Raw genomic sequence first — 17,392 nt, 5'->3', positions numbered from 1 at the left:
TTGTTCAAGGCGGTTGAAACCGCTACCGACTTTTCCCCGTGTCTAAAGCCAGGGGCTTGCGTCTCGTTTTCCGGTCACCAAGAACGAAGGGAAAGCCCAGGGCTGGAAAACGCAAGTTTAGGCGACAGACAACACACTTCAGTATGTCGTTCTAATTAAACGTAAAGCGCTGTTCTTTTAGCTCCCCGACAACTTCTGCGAAGTCGGGAAGCTGGGTATTCTCTTTTATAGTTAAATAAAAATCTTAAAAACAAAAAGTCAGAAGCTGGAATTTTCCAACTTCTGACTTTTACTAACTCCCCGGGTAGGATTTGAACCTACGACCAATCGGTTACACTTATCCCAACGTTTCCGAAGGGGGCGGACTATTTCATCATCCCTACAAATCATGTTTGCGATCTGTCGTCGGATGTCGGGCGCTATGAGATTTATTGGTTAGGCTCCTCATCTCTAGTCTCTGCACCTTTCCGGCTACTTGCGATCGTAACCGCTGCCTTTCGCCAGACTTGGCTCAAGATTGCCGCCACCCGAAGTGCTGCGGTTTCCTTGAATTCACCCGATTTTTCAGTACCCGTTACCGGATAGAGCTGCTATGTCACTAGGGCTTTTGGTTGATGCCAAAGGCTTGCATTCATTACAGCCGACCGCTCTGCCACTGAGCTACCGAGGATTGGGGGTTTTTGTTACCCACATTTACTAACAATAGCTGAACTTACTCGATTTGGCAAGGCCTTTGAGAAACTTTTTTTTTATCAGACAGCGAGCGGGTTTCAGCAGCTAATGCAGCCCCATTCTCAACTTGGCGAGGCGCTGCTGGGATTCTGGATCGAGGGAACTGGCGAGAAAGCGACTGGAATTTTGTTTGCGGGATTTGTGCCGGCGCTCGCTGCGGCGGGCAGTGGATTCTACGTCAGCCGCTAGTTGTTCGGCGGACATCCATTCGGCACCGTAGCCGACTACGGTCAATTGCTGCGCTCGGTCGGAGGTGGCGACAATCATGCGGCCTTTGCCTTTGACCGATCGCAACTCGTAGCGCAAACTAGCACAAGATTTTTCAATATAAGTATCTGCTGTCTGACCGAAGTCAGTGTAGTGCACCGATAAATTTTTAGTAATAATTTCTTTAACGCCGGGAGTATCTCGATAGTGCGCGTCAAATACAAGTCGAGCCTCAAAATCTTGAACGGCGCTGTAGTTAACTAAAACCTCAATCAACTCGCGGCGTGCTGTTTCGAGTTCGTCGCGATCGCGCTTCTCTCGGAGTCGAGGCCAAAGTCCAATTATGTTATAGCCGTCTACAAGTAAAACTGCTTGTGATACATAGGGTGACATGGTTCAAGGCTGAAGAGCTCCAGCACGTATAGGACATTATTTGCATTGTTCATCAAAGCTTTTGTTCAATAATATTACCTATTGATGTGTAATTGCTAGGTTACATCGCAATAATTAAACCCCCCAGAGCCAGCTTTACCTGAGTTTTGGGGGGTTTAATTAACGGATAAATTTTCCGGCTTATTCGGCAGATTCGAGCGATACGGGCGATGGCTTACGCCCCGCTTCGCTACGTACAACTGTCGGCAGGGATATTTTCTCAACAGCAGGAGTACAACCGAGCCACTGCACCGACAACTCGGCAAACTGCTGCGGGGGGCCGCTCACGCAAAAACGAGTCGGTAACGCAGTACCAGGATTCCGCAGCCCCAAAAGCTCCAATTCTCTAGCAGCAGCAGCCACCACCCGTACCGCAGGATCGATCGATGTCACCCCAGCCGGCAAAAGCGAGCGAAGCACAGGAGCCAACAGCGGATAATGAGTGCAGCCGTAAATCAGGGTATCGATGCGCTGCTGAATCAAAGGAGCCAAATATTCCCGAGCCACCTCACAAGTATAAGGGTCGTGAATCCGGTTTTGCTCCACCAGCGGCACAAAAGCCGGACAGCTAACCTGCCACACTAGGCAAGAATCGTCCATCTCCAAAATCGCATTTCGATAAGCATTGCTAGCAGCCGTAGCAGGAGTTGCGATGACCCCGATCCGTTTGCCTTGCTGCACCGCAGCCTGCGCCCCCGGCAGAATTACTCCCAGCACCGGGATATCAAATTCCGCCTGCACCATCTCCATCGCCAAAGCAGAACTGGTGTTGCAGGCCATAATGACCATTTTCACATCCTGTTCCACCAACCAGGCCATAATTTCGCGGACAAACTCCACAATTTCCGACGGCGTGCGAGTGCCGTAAGGCAGCCTCGCCGTATCTCCAAAATAAAGTATCGATTCGTTGGGCAATTGTCGGTACAACTGGGTCAAAACAGTCAAACCGCCCACGCCGCTGTCAAAAATACCGATTCTTTGTTGTCCAGAGTCTGTTGTCATTTGTTAATTGTCAATAGTCGGTTGTCAATAGTCAGCAGGCACCAGGCATCAGCCATCACTCATGAGTCATCAGGAAAAATTACCAATTACCAATGCCGAATTACCAATTACCAATCCCTCCGGCAATATATTATCTTTGTTGAAGATAAAGTAAAATGCCGCGAGCGATCGAAGCCGCCATTTGACTGCGGTAAGCTGGGTCAGACAGCCTAGCAGCATCATCAGCACCCGTCACAAAACCCACCTCCAGCAAAACAGAAGGCATAGAAGTCTTCCTCAAAACATAAAATCGCGCCTGCCGCACTCGGCGGTCATTCGCCCCCGTCCCCTCCAAAATACTGGCGTGAATCACCCTGGCCAAATCTTGGCCGTTATTGAAATAATAAGTCTCAATCCCATTGATATCCGGCCGACTCATATTAATCGCATTAGCGTGAATGCTGACAAACAAAGTAGCATTCACCCGTTCCGCCAAAGAAACTCTGGGGTCCAGGTCGATTTCCCTATCGTCAGTCCGAGTCATCACCGCCTGCACCCCTTGCTGTTCCAGCAGCCTCGCCACCTGAAGCGAGATATCCAAAACAATCTCCTTTTCCTGAATGCCCTGAATCCCGACTGCCCCCGGATCGCGGCCACCGTGACCAGGATCGATCGCTACTACGGCGCGGCGGTTAGAAGCTTGGGGCAAATCATCGGTTCCGAAAGTCCTTCTCGGCAAAGGCTGCAAATTGGGAGTGCGAGTCAAAGGCTGCGCGCTAGCATTCGATCGCAACTGCAAAGACAGCAACTGCGGGTTCGGTCTCGTCACCCGGCCTACCTCTACCCCCGATCGCGGCTGCACCCAAACCACCACAGTCTCCGCATCTTCTTGGCTGGCACTAAACGATACAGGACTGTTGGCATCTAGCTGAGGAATTTCGCCCGTCAGGACACTAGAGGCGATCCTGATCCAGTAAGCTCTCGACGCCTGATCCCACCCGCTGGTATAGGAGACTTGGCGGTCAGTTCTCACCACCAGTTGCGTGCCGTTACTGGCTAAATCAATTGACTGAACTCTCGCTAAATTTCCTTGAGCTTGTCTAGCCGGAGGGTCTACAGTCAGGCGGCGGGGAACCGAGGGCTGTCTTAATACACCTCCCGGCAATAGCACAACCCCGCCCAAATTGCTCACAGACGCCCGCCACTGAGTATTAGGACTCTTCATCCGCAAAGTCACGCGGGTAACGGGCGGGTCTGTTGGTAGTTCCCGGACTTCAATCTTGTCAACCCCGTGCTGACCGTTCGTTTGAGGCTGTTGGCTGCTTAGGCCCGGCGCTAAACTCGCTCCTTCAATATCGAGGGTGGCGATGTCCCCAGCCCGACTTTGTTCAAAATTAATTTGGGGGCGACCGCCCGCAGTGCGGACTAAAAAACCGTCCGCCGTCACCTGAACGTTCTGAACTACAGTCGCCTCAGCCGACTGGGCTTGGGATGCTGAAGGTTCAACCGATAACCTTTCTCCCCCTGGCTCTGAAATCGGATTTTGAGTTTCTCCCCGCACCGGCGTTGGCAAATCCACTGTCCACTCGCTCGGAGAAATACCCCGGAATTTTACTTGTTCGGGGTCTATAGTAAACCCGTCTCTGATCTCGACCACAATTCTGGTCGTATTGTTGTCAAACTGCCCTACCCGCACCGATTCGATCGCCCCTGAGAGCGGTCTGCTGACCGAGGGACGACCCAGACTCGTCCCCGGCAAGTCGATTACCAACCGCATCGGGTTGAAAATCAGTTGAGCCTTGGGTTGTACTCCCCCCTCTGTTGTAATGTAAAGCCGGTTCTCTGAATCATCAAACCGCCAAGATTGCAGTCTAGCTGCTTCGGCGGCTCCGGCGAGCAAAAATACACTTAAGAAACTCGGTAGTAGCCAGTGGAATTTCACGACAGTTTTTTCCTCGTTTGCGTTACTGCCAAAAGCTGGAAGGGCGCTGCTTGCCCTCAGAGGCTTTCAGCAGTTAGCCGCCAGCAGACCGGGGGCACGGGGGCCGTCAGTTGTTGGCTAAATTGACTTTTTTATGCGTTAACAGGCTCCCAAATGCCAGATCCCGGCATTTTTGAACTTTCCCGTATACGTGGGGGCGATCGGTTATAAGCAGACTGAAAGATTGTGGACACAAGGGAAGGTATTTATTTTTAGGAGCAAGAGACAAGGTGTTTCTTGAAGTTAGAAGGTACAAGTTAGAAGGTAGAATTTTACCGATCTTCCAGGGAGGGGTTTCATAGCTTTTTAATGTTGGCGAAGCTCGTTACGGCCAGGGTTATAATCCGCTTTACACTTGCGTTTTGTTCTAACTTTTCCTCAACTACCTCAATAACTTAACAACTTACCTCGGTAACAATCCGGATTTCCCAGATTTAGGTAACTTTTCAAGGCCGCCAAATGTTAGTCCCAGACAAACTGACATATTCTTTGGCAAAAGCTTTTTTGCTAACACATTGACAGTTAAATACAACTACATATCGCCCCTGCTCTTTCTTTTCTGATTTTTTTAATCAGTGGTTTTCGGTGCTGCTTGAAATTTAGTGGGGCGATCGTGATCGCGCCCGCCAATTTAACACTATGATAGCTAGTCCATGTTTTCAGCAGTAACGGGAGAGTTTTGTGTGTTACTTTGGTCGGCAATGCTTTGTACTTTAGACTCTTTTTGAGTGTACGATCGACAGCCAGAGCATTGGTTGGTTGACCTGAGAAAAAGTTTTGACCGTAGATATTGTTATCGCAGTTGTAAAGTTTGTTGGACAGCAAAGACAATCGATCGGCTTCTGGGTAAAACCTGTGATTTGGTTTAATGACTTGCCTTTCGACTAACTGCATAACTTCGATGTGTACTACCAGTTAGAGAAGATACACTATCTTGGTGATTGTGTCAATCTCTGAGCTTCTCAAAGAAGCAACCATCAATAACAGTAGATACATGACATCACAGAAAGACGGAGACTTACTTTGCTCCATGAGTCGTCCACCTAAAATGCGACAAGGGGGCGGACGCTATAACCGAGGCGGATATATCGAGCTCCGCGAGTACCGCCAACGGATTAGCGTCTGGGAAATTGTCGCCAATAAATAAGTTGCCCGACAGGGCATCCTTGTTTTTAGGACTAATATTCATAGCCATCAGCCTTATGAATAGTTGTCAGATGTTTTGGATGCACGTCAAAACATTTGTCTCTTGCGGTTAGCTTAAAACTTGGTCTAAACCGAATTGCAATTCTGCCTGTGTAGCTTCCTGCATATTTTCCAGTGAGGACGTTAGCTTTCACCAAGTCCCCAGTTTGAAAACCCATGAAGAACTTTTGGGCCGGTGCATGACGAATGGGGTTGAACTCAACGGGTTTGTCACCTCCCCCGCTGGTCTTCAAAACCGTGCTTGAAAGATTTCCCTTCACACGGCTCCTCAACTGTGGACGCTTTGTCATAGCAAGCCTCTTGCCGTTATTCAGGTTTAGGGGGGAGTGTGGCGTTTGCCTATCTCATCTTTGGGGGTTAGATAAATAACGGAGATTCATCTATCAATACTCCGTAGATTCCAACCTGCCGTTGTTTCCCTTCAGCGTGATTTCTCTCATATGTTTAGTTACCGTGTATCTGGTCGTGACAGATTGTGTGTACAAGTTCAAGGTTTCCCCATGAATTGTTTTTGTGATTTTTGTCCTTATGGTGGACTTCCGTATCCAGTACATCGGTAATATATAACCCACAATGAGTACATCTTTGTCTTTGTTGCTTGAGCAGAATTGATTTTCGTTTAGGCAACTCAGGATGTTTTCCAGTTCTTGCAGCCCAGTAAGCTATATCACCGTCGTAGGGGCTTTTTTCGCCTTTGACCTTCACATACTCGTCTTTAGTGCCAGGACTGATGACTTTCGTGTCGGAATATTTATATAGCGTTGCCCCTGTTTTTGTGTCGGTGAATTCCCAGCCTTCCCCTCTGTTTATACCCCAGTAGCGTCCAGCTATCCAGGTTTTATTCTTATTGGAGTGGCGACGTTTTGCCCATCGCCGTAGTCTTTGGTACATCAGGTGGTCTAGCGTATGGAATGTTTTAGAGCTATTGACTGTCCTGTAATAGTTCGCCCATCCCCGAACAACGGAGTTAAGTTCTTCTATTAGCCCTGCCTGGGGTTTGGCTTTTGCTTTACCCTCCAAGATTAAGTTATGGAGTTTGTCCAAGTGAGCCTGTACCTTATCTTTGGCTGGGGTGATTAATGTATTGAAATTAAAGCCAAGTCTTTTGATTTTGTCTTTTGTCCGGGATTGGTGTTTTCCAACTTCGTATTGTTGGATGTGAAAACCCAAGAAGTTGAACCCAGTTTCATACTCTTTTCCTCCGTCAAGAGTATGTGTGATTCTAGTTTTTTCTGGCTTTAATTCCCAACCCATGTCTTGAAGCCAATCAGCTACTACTTTTTGGGCTTGTTGGATGGTTTTTAGGTCTTCGTGCAGTATTACAAAGTCATCGGCATATCTGATTAACCGAACGGTATTACTTGTGTACCGTTTTCTTTTTCCTTGAGGGGAAACGTAATATCCCCCGCCAAAGGATTGGTTGAGCAGTTCTTCTATGCCGTGAAGGGCAACGTTAGCCAGAAGGGGGGAAATTACGCCCCCTTGCGGGGTTCCCTCTGTGGTGTCGAAGTATTTCATTCCATCCAATACTCCACATCGCAACCAGGCTTCGATTTGCCTACGAAGGTGCGGCATGGTATTCAATTTTGTGAGTAGAGCTTCATGGTTTATACGGTCGAAACACTTGGCAATATCCGCATCTAATACCCATTTGGGCATCTTTTGGATACTGCTGTTGATAGCATCAATCGCATCTTGGCATGAGCGTCCTTTCCTAAACCCATAACTATTTGGCTCGAAGCGAGCCTCCCATTCTGGGTTAAGAGCTAGTTCCACTAGCTTCTGCTTCGCTCTGTCTCTCATGACGGGTATACCAAGGGGGCGTTTCTCATCTCGACCGGGTTTGTCTATCCAAACTCTTCGCGTCGGCATTGCCTTACCATCTATTCGCAGGTTCTTAGCAAGTTCCAATCTCTGACGTGGGGATAACGCTTTCACCCCATCGACGCCAGCGGTTTTCTTGCCTTTGTTCTCCTGCGTGACCCGCCTGACAGCCAGAAGCTTTGCAGCTCTGGACTTAATCAGTAGCTTCTGTAGCTTCCGAACTTGAGGAGTTTCACCACGCTGCGAGGCTGTGTAGATGCGCTTTTGTAGCTTATAAACCTTACGTTCCAGCTTGCGCCAGGGAATGTCCTTCCACTCGTCAGGCTTACCATCCGTACTCTGGTTTTCACATTTTGGGTTACTTGCCTTCATCTCACGGTATATGTACTACTACTTGTACCTCTACATCTTCCAAACAGTCGGACTTCTGTCTGCATATCCTTGGGCTTTCCCCAAGGCGTTAGCTTCTGAAGCCATCCTATTCCCCTGCCTCATGCGGCTGACTACCTGCTCAGAGTATCGACCTACTCGGAGAGATGACAGGGGACTTAATTCGTTCCTGATTGACCTAATTGCGTCAGGGGTGGGTTCTCACACTCCTCCGGGGTTAGTATAGTTATCTAGCTGATAACTTGCGTGAACGCTTTCTGGTGACGGATTCAATTCACCAGCCACATTTCCCCATTGTCTTTTTGACGGCTGCGGTCATAGCTTTTGGCTATTCTCTCCTCATTTCCGCAGCTTCAAATTAACGAAGGTTTCAAGTGAGTTTACTGAACGTTAACCCGTCCTAACTTAGCTAGCCAGATTATCCTCTGAGGTAAGGTTTATCTGTCGTTTCTCCCCCCTGCTGATTTCCAGATTTTGACAGTCAGTCGCCATCCTGGGGGAGATGCTTCAACCTAAGCGTCAAGGCGGCAGGAATTACCCTTATTAGGGTTCACCTACAGGTCAATCAAGTTGTCAAGGTTCTGTTCCAACCACTACGAGAGGTTGGTTCTCCTTGCCCCTAGTTCGTTTCAGGCTGCATAGCCTTCCACTTTGTAGGGAACGAATCGCACGAAGCCAAATCTGTCGGTTCCGCAGCGCTGTCTTCTTCCGTGTCCCTTAGCCTTAATTAGCAAAGGTTTCACGCTATTTAGCAGTAGTCTTTCGGGAGTTGATTCCCCGACACAAGCTGCATCAGTCCAATGCTGTTTTTCTATTCCCCTGGTTTGGCGGTTGAATTTTGTTCGTCCCCCTGAACCCAATTCCACGGGCAGTCCGGTTAACTGTAGTCTTCTGTATAGCTCCCAACGAGTAGCATTGACGGCTGCTGCATCCAGTAGAGGTGTCTTGGCTTGGGCTAGTATCCGCTGAAGGATTTCAGGTTTTTTCTTGAGAAATTCTTCAACGGGTTTACTTCCCTTGGCTTGGTTGCAGGAATGGCAACTAAGACACAGATTGCTGACCCGATTACTTCCTCCCTTAGACTTGGCGAGAATATGCTCAACCTCGAAAGGAACATTTGTCGCACCGCAATAAGCGCACTTCCTATTCCATTTTTGCAGTAAATATTCCTTAATTTCAAAACCGAATAATTCGCCCCTTTGATATTCGATTCCAGAAATTTCAGGATTCTGGAACTGTTGTAAATCGAAACGCACCAATTCTTGAGAAATGGCGGTAACGGGACAGACCTTTCTGATTCGCCTAACCCAGGTTTCAATATTGGCAACACGGCTATCAAGAGATGGTGGCAACCATCCTGTTTTACGGGTTCTGTTTAAAAAACGGGGTTGGCGGTAACGGGTCTTTCTGTTGCGACGCCCTCTTCTGAGCGTTCTGCGAGATTCGAGAGTATCTTTAATTTGTTGCCCTCGGTGAGCAATTTCTAATGCGTTCGTGACGCGACCTGTTTGCTCTTGAACCACGGCAATACCCGTAGTTTTGCTACCTGGGTCAATTTTGATTCGGTGACAGTGAGTTACCGAATCTTCGAGAATCCTATCCTGTAAAACAATGGTAAACGGATAGCGTTTAAAAACCTTAGCCCTCCCTTTTTTCAATAGTTCTCTTGCCCGTGCCCGGTGGCATGGGTCAAGAGGTTTCAAGTTTTTATCTAGGACAAATGTACGCATTACTGCATCACTCAATTTCTTGGTTAAGTTTGCCTCGACGATGTTAAGACTCGGTACTATCTGAGCAACACTGGCTTTCCCTTAATCACCTGTTTAATTGCTCGGTTGTAGAGCTTGAAACTGGCACGCATTTCAAGGTACGAAGTTTAACGCTTGGTCTTAACGCCTGCTAGTCAAGAACTAGCCGTCTGGTCAACAGGCTTTTTCAAGCCCACACCAGACCCTTCGGGTTGGTGTGCGGTAGTTGACGTCTAATCAACAGTGCTGCAATTCGCTCTCGCCCATAGGTGCAAAATTCCGGCTCATCCAGTTCAAAATGGCTTGATTTACTTGTTCCGGGCATTCATCCTGGGGACAGTGGCCCGCATTGTCTAATTCAACTAGCTCTAAATAATTGGGGTTGCATTCGACAAATTGGTGGGGTCGGGCGAACCGAGGGGGAATCATCCGGTCTTGTTTGCCCCAAATTAACAGCATCGGGATTCTTAAATTTCGCAGCACAGTCTTGACACTGGGGCAAAATTGTGAACTGCCTACAGCTTTAAATAAAGCGCAGAAGGCGCGGGCTGCTCCCCGATCGCCCGCTGGCCCTGCTAGAATTTCCACTAATTCGTCGGTAACAGCTTCGGGGTTGGAGTAGGCAAAGCCAACCCAGCGACGGACAAAGGAAGGCTTGCGGGCAAAATAAAACAGAGGCCTGAGTACGATCGGAGAAACAAACAAACTTTCAACGGCTTCGATCGCCGGAAGCAGCCATCCAGGCACCGCCTCGGCTCGCACAGAGGGGTCTGGGAGGCTAATCATCACCGTGCCGGCCACCATGTCCGGGTGAGCGGCGGCGACGGCCAGACAAATTAGCGAGCCGATCGAGTTTCCTGCCAATATTACTGGCTCTCTGATAAAAGTTAGCCAAAAATCATAAACTTGATCGACCCACAAAGAGACAGAATAGTCGATCGGAGCTTTTTGGGAAGCGCCAAACCCCAACAAATCCAAGGCGTAAACCGTTTGGTTTTCGGCGAGTTGGGCGAGATTTTGTCGCCAGTGACCGATCGAAGCTCCAAACCCGTGCAGTAAAATAATCGGCGTTCCCGATGCGTGCGGGGCAATTGCCGGGGCCGCAGAATCTTGAGATTCGATCGCGTCTTGATTTCGCCCCAAAACCGGCCGCAAATAAGTGTAGCGAGTTTGCCAACCCCGCCACATCCAGTCTCGTTGAGTTCCCACCCGTTGGTGCCACAGCAGAGAATTTGTCAATTTTGCCTCAGATCGCAACATAAATTTACACTTGCTTATACCTATTGTACAAGGCACATCAGGCGACTTGGGTGACTTGCCAGACCGGGCGAGATGGGCTAGGAAAAGCGGTTGTACCTCATCCTTAAGCTTTTACCCTGAATTTTTGAGGGTTTTGTCATCGATCGGGCCTGGGGGCGGGCGATCGTGTGTGAAGTTAAAATAAAACTAGACAGAAACTCAGCCAGACTGAGTAGAATAGCAAGTATTGTAAGAATTCATTTACGATCGTCCAAATATTCCCCAAGGCTTTAGCGGAGGGGACACAGGGCGCGGTAGTACGTCCGGTAAGGGTAACACCTTATAAAACAGTTCGATCGTCAATCGTGAAAAATTGACCGATCAAACCTGTAACTATCAAGAAGCTTCGCTATTAAACTACTGCTTGTAAAACCATTCATGCCTGTGATTGAAAGAAGACAAAATCGCAACCTACCCCAGATCAACGAAAATATTCGATACCCCAAAATCCGGGTAATCGATACCGACGGCGCGCAACTAGGGATATTGACGCCTGCAGAAGCGCTGCGCCTCGCAGAAGAAAAAGAACTCGATCTCGTACTTGTCAGCGACAAAGCTGACCCGCCCGTATGCCGGGTAATGGACTATGGGAAGTACAAATTCGAGCAGGAAAAGAAAGCGCGAGAAGCAAAGCGGAAGCAGCACACTGCCGATGTTAAAGAAGTGAAGATGCGCTACAAAATTGAAGAACACGACTACCAAGTGCGCCTCAAACTAGCAGACCGCTTTATCAAATCTGGGGACAAAGTAAAAGCCACGATCATGTTCAGAGGTCGGGAAATCCAACACAGCAACCTCGCAGAGGACTTGCTGAAGCGCATGGCCACAGATTTGCAGGAAATCGCAGAAGTGCAGCAAGCCCCCAAAAAAGAAGGACGCAGTATGATGATGCTGCTGTCGCCAAAGAAAGTATAAATAGATAGTCATTAGTGAGCAGTCATCAGTCATAAACTGGTGACTGATAGCTGATGACTTCCGAAGTTAGTCAGGAATAAGCTACCACACAGGGAAATCAACGCTGCATGGAAAATTTTCAAATCAGCGGTTCGGCGGGAGTAAGACAAGGAGTGCTACGATCGCTCAACCTGCGATCGGAAGAAGTAGAGCGAACCTTACTGATGTTCCTCGTCTACACTCTAACCTCCGTCGGGCTGATCTGGCTGGAACTCAGCACAGTAGGTCTGTTTTTAGACGAGTACGGTGCCGACAAAATGCCTTTTATCTACATAGCCAGCGCCTTTATCGGTTCGGGCTTGGGATTTGTCTACTCGTGGCTGCAAAAAATCCTGCCGCTGAGGCGCACCGTCGTAGTGGTTCTGGGCATGATGTCGGTACCGCTATTTTTGTTTCGATTCGGAATAGGCTACGAAAATACTAAGATAGCTGGCATCAGCATCGCTTTTATTACTATTTTTTTGATGTGGCTGTGGGTGGAAGCTTGCTATGTCCTCAATGACCTTAATACTTCTATCACTTCCAACCAACTGTTTAATATTAGAGAAATCAAGCGCACCTATCCGCTAGTCAGTAGCGGCTATCTAGTAGCTGGAGTAGTCAGCGGATTTTCTCTGCCTGTTTTGCTGTACGTAGTCGGACTCAAAAACGTTACCCTCATATCGGGGCTGATGGTGGCGACAGGCTCGGTGTTGCTCTACTACCTCACGGAAAAATACAGCCAAGCATTCCCGGAAACGGCTCACTGGACGGATGACGACGAAGACGACGACCAAGAAGAATTTACCGCCCGCAAAGTTACAGGCCCACTTCAAAAATACGCCGTACCTCTAGTCAGTTTCTTCATCCTCGCAGAAGTCGTCTACGTGCTGGTAGATTTCCAATTCTACAGCCAGCTAGAATACCAAAACCCGGGGGACGGAGCTAGCTGGATCGCTAGCTTCCTGGGCATATATGAAGGCATACAAGGCCTGTTTCAGGTGGCGACTCAGTGGTTCGCTTCGAGCCGGTTGGTGGAAAGAATCGGTGTATTCGTGACGGCGATGATTTTGCCGGCGGGCATCGCTATACTCGGGGTGCTGACTATAGGAGCATCTCTGGGCCAGCTAGTATCTGTGTTTATCGGGCTAATATTGCTGAGATTTTTAGACGAACTGCTGCACTACACGCTTTTGGAAACCGTTAGCCCGGTTTTATTTCAACCGATTCCCGACAATATTCGATCGGGAATTCAAACTTTGGTCAACGGTGTGGGCGAACCTTTGTCCTGCGGAGCTACAGGAGTAGGCATCCTGATTATGCTGTGGGTGACAGGCAAGATACTCCCCCAGCAAGACGAAAATGTATTTCACGACCAGCAAAGCTTGATATTTATTGGCGCGATCGTCATATTGGCACTGTTGTGGGTGTTTGTGGTCTGGTTGATCCGCTCTCAATACGTGGGTTTGTTGGTCAAAAGTGCGGAGCGGGGACGCTTGGGCGTCACAGACGTTGACCTCAAAGCTCTCAAGCGCGCAGTGGTGGAAACTCTACAAAAGCCGGGGGGCGAAGATGAAAAGCGCTCTTGCATAGAACTCCTGACGCAAATTGACCCCAAAAATGTCGGAGAAGTTCTGGCTCCCCTCCTCGATTCGCTGTCCCCAGGTTTGCAGCGCCAGAGCTTGGAAACGATGCTGCAACACCCGAACCCCGCATATTTAGAATCTGTCCGCGCACTCTCGCAGCAATCCTTGCCGCCGGAGGTTCTGGCCTTGGCTTTGCGCTACATCTGGCTGACGGAAGCTGAACCGAATATTGAGAGCTTGCGGCCTTACTTGCAGCCGACGGTCGATCCGGTGGTGCGGGGTACGGCGGCTGCTTTAATTATGAGAAGGGGCGATCGCCTGCAAAAGGCAGAGGCTACTAACACGCTGCGGCAAATGCTGACACACAAGCAAGAGCGGGAACGTGTTATGGGGACGCGGGCTCTGGGAGAAGCTGATTATTTGCAAGGACTGCGGCTGCATATCCCCAATCTGTTGCAAGATGAATCTCTGCGAGTGCGCTGCGCTCTGTTAGACGTGATTTCGTCTACTCATTCGGAAGAATATTATCCTTCGCTGCTGCGCGGACTTGGTTACAAATCGACTAGGGAAGCGGCTTTGCAGGCGATAGTCAAACTTCACAACGATGCCATTCCTTTGCTCGTGTATTTGGCTGAGGATATCCACAAGTCTGATTTGGTCAGGTTGCAAGCTTGGACGGCTCTGGGTCAAATTGGGACAAATGAGGCGATCGACATTTTGGTGAGCAATTTGATGACGGCTTGGGGAACGACGAGGCGCAATATCCTCCGCATCCTGTTAAAAATGCCTTCGGAAGCGGGGATAGAAGGGGTTCTAGACCGCATCGGCCGCAGCGGCTTGGAAACTCTTATCGAACAGGAGTTAATGTTTATCGGTCAAATTTATGCAGCTCTAGTAGATTTGTCTGGGGTAACAACCTACGGCAATTTCTCGGATCGGGAAGCCAACAGTACCGGGGCACCTGGGAACGATACGGCTCAATTGTTGCAGCGGGCTCTGGCGGGGTTGGAAGCTGATTCTAGGGAGCGGTGTTTTTTGCTGATGAAGTTTCTTTATCCGCTGGACACCGTACAAGCCGCTGCTTTCAACATCGCTTCTGGCCAACCTTCTTTGGTGGCTAGGGGATTGGAAATTCTCGATAATACTGTGGATATAGCTAGGAAGCGATCGCTCATCAATTTGTTAGATCAACACTCGGAAAGAGAAAAATTGAGCAACCTCTCGGAATTGATGGTTTACAAACCTCTAGCCCCTAGCGATCGTTTGCGCCGCTTGCTAGAATTGCGCAACTTCCTTTCGGATTGGGCCTTGGCCTGCTGCTTTCACTTGGCGAGGGAAGCGCGCTGGAGTCTGACGGCTCAACAAACTCTTGTCTGTCTGCAGCACCCGACGGGTTTTGTCCGCGAAGCAGTGTTAGCCTATTTGAAAATAGCCTCGCCCCGGGCTTTGGTCGAATTGTTGCCCAGGCTGCAAAATGACCCCGATAATTTGGTATCCGCTCAAGTTGAAGAGATGATGGCAGAGTTGGGTGCTGGGGGAAAAAGGTAACATTAGTCAGTTGTCAGTTGGCAGTTGTTATTGTCAGTCAACAGTTAACCGTCAACCGTCAACCATTTTTATTCCCCTTCTCCTTCCCCTTTTTAAGTTTAAATTAATCACTGCATCTCATTATGTTAACAAGCGTCGAACGCCTATTGTTTGTGAGGGAGGTTCCGATTTTTAAGGAACTGCGGGATGATTTTCTCGTGCGTCTAGCATCGGTAATGGATGAACTTTCGTTTCCTTCTAAGCACAGGATTTTTACGGAAGGACAAGAAGGTCGGTCTCTCTATATTTTGGTATCGGGAACGGTGCGCGTGCATATAGGCGATCGGGATTTGGCACAGTTGAAAGCGGGGGCTTGTTTCGGGGAAATGTCGCTGTTTGATGCAGAACCTCGATCGGCTTCTATTTCTACTGTCGAACAATCCGAGTGTTTGATGCTGACTCAAATGCAGCTATACGATGCGATTGATGAAACGCCGGGAATTGCGGTGAATATTATTCGTTTGCTGTCGCGCCGGATTCGGGAGTTGAATCAAAAGTTGAATGCTAAAGAGGCAATTATGCCTCCTACAGAGACTGTGAGAGTTCCTGAAATGCGATGAAATTGGGGAATTGAGAATTGTGTTTTTAGTCGATCGGTAATTCTGCACAATTTATATTCTGTAAGGTGCCAATAGCGCACAATTTTTCTGGCTAGTGTCCGCTATTGGCACCTTATACTAGATTCACAAAAAAATGTAACTATAGACAACCCCCAAACCAGAATATTCATCAGTCATAGCCAATCTAAAATCTAAAATCTAAAATCTAAAAGTTAAAATCTAAAATCTAAAATGGCATGACTATCGCCAATAAGGCCGGCCCTTCCAAAAAACTCCCACAGTAACTCCGATTAGTGCAGCTTCCGATAAACTTGCTAATAAAGGAGGGATGGGTAGGAATGACTTTAACACCAAACCCAAGAGTACGCAGAAAACTAAAACCCACAAACTAATTCGGTTGAGCAAAAATTGTTGTTGCCAATACTCTAAAAAGTACACTGCTAAAGCTCCCATTCCCACTGCGGCTGCAAAAGGTATCAACATCCCCAGGGAGGAACCGTAGAGAAGCGTCACCCCGTTGCGGATTGGCCGCGATTGCGTGAAACCCCAGGCTAAAAATAGCTCCAGTCCAATCACGATTGAGTTGACGAGGGCGGCAATTTGCAGCATTTCTCGCCAAGGTAAAAGTTTTAAGCGCCGCAGAAAATTACTCACGATCGGCAGATTAGGTAGGTTGCTTTGATTTTATAACAGTTTTGCCCTGGCGATCGACCTTTGATGACAATTTGTGAAGTAAAATAAAGATATAGAACTGTCTCTTGACAAATTCACCCAGAGTACCTACCTATTAGTTGTTGGAACCGTGAAAGGAAAAAAGTTATGGTGGAGAACACTGTCGATTGTGCTGTAGCTTGCGTCAATGGCTGCATTCTGGGCGACAAGTGCCCGAAGCGGGAATACGCAGAAGCAACGTCCCAGTTTATTGAAAATACTTCTCTGGATAAAATGCTAGAAATAGCAGAGGAAGCGGTGAGAAGGAAACGGACGGAACCCCCCAAATGGATAATTCCTGATTTTCCAGAATAGAATTAGCCTCCCAATTAAAAAGCGATCGCCCTTTTGAAAAGGGCGATCGCTTTTTGTATTCCCAATGAAATAGCTGCTCAGAATCAATATATTTCCTGGGATAGAAGCTAAAAGCTTAAATAGCAATTACAATGTCATTTAATGATAGCCATTGGCAATTACTAAAAATAATTCAGCTCAAGCGAAATTCGGACATTTTTAATTTAATTGAGTTCAAAAACAAACAGGAGCAAGTCTCGTGGCACAGCAAAAAGAACGCAACGCAAAAACAACAAGAGATGGTGATAATTTGGGCGAATTGCCTCAAGAAATTACCGAATCTTACGGTACCGGCGTCATCGATCAACCGGGATTGAGCCAAGACGACATAACAACCCTGCAGGACAGCAGTTCGGAATACTCTTCCACGAGTTCCCAAATCGGTGGCGAAGATGGCGATCCTGCTGCGGAACAAGAAAGTGCCACTGGCGAGCAATCGGTGGGCGGAACTGCGCCTACTCCCGACCTGGATATGGTTGACGAACTCGGAGCCGCTGCGGGCATAGAAATGCCCGATGGCGCTATTTTGAACACAACAAATATGCTTGAACATCGAGATGAAAGTCGGTGGGAATTAGACCCGAGTTCTGCAGAAGATTATCAGGAACGACCGGATTTCTAGGTCTATTTGGTACAAAAAAATAGGTAGTATAATAGGAGCGGGTTCACCAGTATCCATACTTAATCTGCCAAGTATTTGTAAATCCGCCCCTCCTCACTTTTGCTCTCGCAATACATATCCCACTCCCCCAACAGTCTGCAGCAGGCGTTTTGAGTTACTTGCTTCTAAGGAATGAGAATTAAATAACTTCCACAAGTTTGTGGGATGGGCGTCCCGCCCGTCCAAAAAGGACGGGCGGG

14 protein-coding genes are annotated in these 17,392 nt (G+C 48.3%); 5 read left to right on the top strand and 9 right to left on the bottom strand.

Features of this window, described 5'->3' with window-relative positions:
• Positions 1-777: 777 nt before the first annotated feature.
• From QT992_RS30635 to QT992_RS30600, 8 genes are all read right to left on the bottom strand, one after another.
• Positions 778-1,332 (bottom strand): NYN domain-containing protein, encoded by a 555-nt coding sequence (locus QT992_RS30635; protein WP_006635267.1) that lies wholly within the window; start codon positions 1,330-1,332, stop codon positions 778-780.
• Positions 1,333-1,512: 180 nt separating this feature from the next.
• Positions 1,513-2,373 carry a glutamate racemase gene (murI, locus tag QT992_RS30630; protein ID WP_333095953.1) on the bottom strand — a complete coding sequence of 287 codons (861 nt, stop codon included), beginning with the start codon at positions 2,371-2,373 and terminating at the stop codon, positions 1,513-1,515.
• 130 nt (positions 2,374-2,503) lie between these two features.
• On the bottom strand, positions 2,504-4,294 hold the full coding sequence (locus tag QT992_RS30625; protein ID WP_333318130.1) for an N-acetylmuramoyl-L-alanine amidase: 1,791 nt from the start codon (positions 4,292-4,294) through the stop codon (positions 2,504-2,506).
• Between the two features lie 561 nt (positions 4,295-4,855).
• Complete coding sequence (locus tag QT992_RS30620) at positions 4,856-5,227, bottom strand: hypothetical protein (protein WP_333318133.1); 372 nt, start codon at positions 5,225-5,227, stop codon at positions 4,856-4,858.
• Between the two features lie 284 nt (positions 5,228-5,511).
• Entirely contained in the window at positions 5,512-5,829 is a 318-nt protein-coding gene (locus QT992_RS30615) for a hypothetical protein (RefSeq protein ID WP_445251134.1), read from the bottom strand.
• A gap of 154 nt (positions 5,830-5,983) precedes the next feature.
• A complete protein-coding gene (ltrA, locus tag QT992_RS30610; RefSeq protein WP_333318134.1) occupies positions 5,984-7,735 on the bottom strand; it encodes a group II intron reverse transcriptase/maturase in 1,752 nt (583 codons plus the stop codon).
• Between the two features lie 647 nt (positions 7,736-8,382).
• Positions 8,383-9,483 carry an RNA-guided endonuclease IscB gene (gene iscB / locus QT992_RS30605; RefSeq protein ID WP_333318135.1) on the bottom strand — a complete coding sequence of 367 codons (1,101 nt, stop codon included), beginning with the start codon at positions 9,481-9,483 and terminating at the stop codon, positions 8,383-8,385.
• Positions 9,484-9,738: 255 nt separating this feature from the next.
• Positions 9,739-10,761, bottom strand: coding sequence for an alpha/beta fold hydrolase (locus QT992_RS30600; protein ID WP_333318137.1), 1,023 nt, complete (start codon positions 10,759-10,761; stop codon positions 9,739-9,741).
• A 417-nt stretch (positions 10,762-11,178) separates the two neighbouring features.
• On the opposite strand from QT992_RS30600, the gene infC reads away from it, so the two are divergent.
• From infC to QT992_RS30585, 3 genes are all read left to right on the top strand, one after another.
• Positions 11,179-11,715 (top strand): translation initiation factor IF-3, encoded by a 537-nt coding sequence (gene infC, locus QT992_RS30595; RefSeq protein ID WP_006635262.1) that lies wholly within the window; start codon positions 11,179-11,181, stop codon positions 11,713-11,715.
• A 107-nt stretch (positions 11,716-11,822) separates the two neighbouring features.
• Positions 11,823-14,867, top strand: coding sequence for a HEAT repeat domain-containing protein (locus QT992_RS30590; RefSeq protein ID WP_333318139.1), 3,045 nt, complete (start codon positions 11,823-11,825; stop codon positions 14,865-14,867).
• A 122-nt stretch (positions 14,868-14,989) separates the two neighbouring features.
• Positions 14,990-15,466 carry a Crp/Fnr family transcriptional regulator gene (locus QT992_RS30585; protein WP_333042796.1) on the top strand — a complete coding sequence of 159 codons (477 nt, stop codon included), beginning with the start codon at positions 14,990-14,992 and terminating at the stop codon, positions 15,464-15,466.
• Between the two features lie 240 nt (positions 15,467-15,706).
• On the opposite strand, the gene QT992_RS30580 is transcribed toward QT992_RS30585, so the two are convergent.
• Positions 15,707-16,120: a peptide chain release factor 1 gene (locus tag QT992_RS30580; RefSeq protein WP_333318141.1), complete on the bottom strand. Its 414-nt coding sequence runs from the start codon at positions 16,118-16,120 to the stop codon at positions 15,707-15,709.
• A gap of 165 nt (positions 16,121-16,285) precedes the next feature.
• On the opposite strand from QT992_RS30580, the gene QT992_RS30575 reads away from it, so the two are divergent.
• Both QT992_RS30575 and QT992_RS30570 read left to right on the top strand, forming a co-directional pair.
• Positions 16,286-16,492 (top strand): hypothetical protein, encoded by a 207-nt coding sequence (locus tag QT992_RS30575; protein WP_333287335.1) that lies wholly within the window; start codon positions 16,286-16,288, stop codon positions 16,490-16,492.
• A 238-nt stretch (positions 16,493-16,730) separates the two neighbouring features.
• The gene (locus QT992_RS30570) at positions 16,731-17,153 is read left to right on the top strand and encodes a DUF6335 family protein (protein WP_333318143.1); all 423 of its coding nucleotides are present in this window, start codon (positions 16,731-16,733) and stop codon (positions 17,151-17,153) included.
• Positions 17,154-17,392 lie beyond the last annotated feature (239 nt).

Source organism: Microcoleus sp. T3_D1, assembly GCF_036700405.1.
In the GTDB taxonomy this organism is placed as follows: Bacteria; Cyanobacteriota; Cyanobacteriia; order Cyanobacteriales; family Microcoleaceae; genus Microcoleus.
The sequence above is the reverse complement of the archived record's forward strand: the minus strand, read 5'-3'. Positions and strand labels throughout refer to the sequence as shown.

What these genes read in the sequence shown, in the direction of transcription:
- ltrA (WP_333318134.1), bottom strand. Translation starts at nt 7,735, where the DNA reads ATGAAGGCAAGTAACCCAAAATGTGAAAACCAGAGTACGGATGGTAAG.
- QT992_RS30635 (WP_006635267.1), bottom strand. Translation starts at nt 1,332, where the DNA reads ATGTCACCCTATGTATCACAAGCAGTTTTACTTGTAGACGGCTATAAC.
- QT992_RS30620 (WP_333318133.1), bottom strand. Translation starts at nt 5,227, where the DNA reads ATGCAGTTAGTCGAAAGGCAAGTCATTAAACCAAATCACAGGTTTTAC.
- QT992_RS30600 (WP_333318137.1), bottom strand. Translation starts at nt 10,761, where the DNA reads ATGTTGCGATCTGAGGCAAAATTGACAAATTCTCTGCTGTGGCACCAA.
- iscB (WP_333318135.1), bottom strand. Translation starts at nt 9,483, where the DNA reads ATGCGTACATTTGTCCTAGATAAAAACTTGAAACCTCTTGACCCATGC.
- infC (WP_006635262.1), top strand. Translation starts at nt 11,179, where the DNA reads ATGCCTGTGATTGAAAGAAGACAAAATCGCAACCTACCCCAGATCAAC.
- QT992_RS30575 (WP_333287335.1), top strand. Translation starts at nt 16,286, where the DNA reads ATGGTGGAGAACACTGTCGATTGTGCTGTAGCTTGCGTCAATGGCTGC.
- QT992_RS30585 (WP_333042796.1), top strand. Translation starts at nt 14,990, where the DNA reads ATGTTAACAAGCGTCGAACGCCTATTGTTTGTGAGGGAGGTTCCGATT.
- QT992_RS30590 (WP_333318139.1), top strand. Translation starts at nt 11,823, where the DNA reads ATGGAAAATTTTCAAATCAGCGGTTCGGCGGGAGTAAGACAAGGAGTG.
- murI (WP_333095953.1), bottom strand. Translation starts at nt 2,373, where the DNA reads ATGACAACAGACTCTGGACAACAAAGAATCGGTATTTTTGACAGCGGC.
- QT992_RS30615 (WP_445251134.1), bottom strand. Translation starts at nt 5,829, where the DNA reads ATGACAAAGCGTCCACAGTTGAGGAGCCGTGTGAAGGGAAATCTTTCA.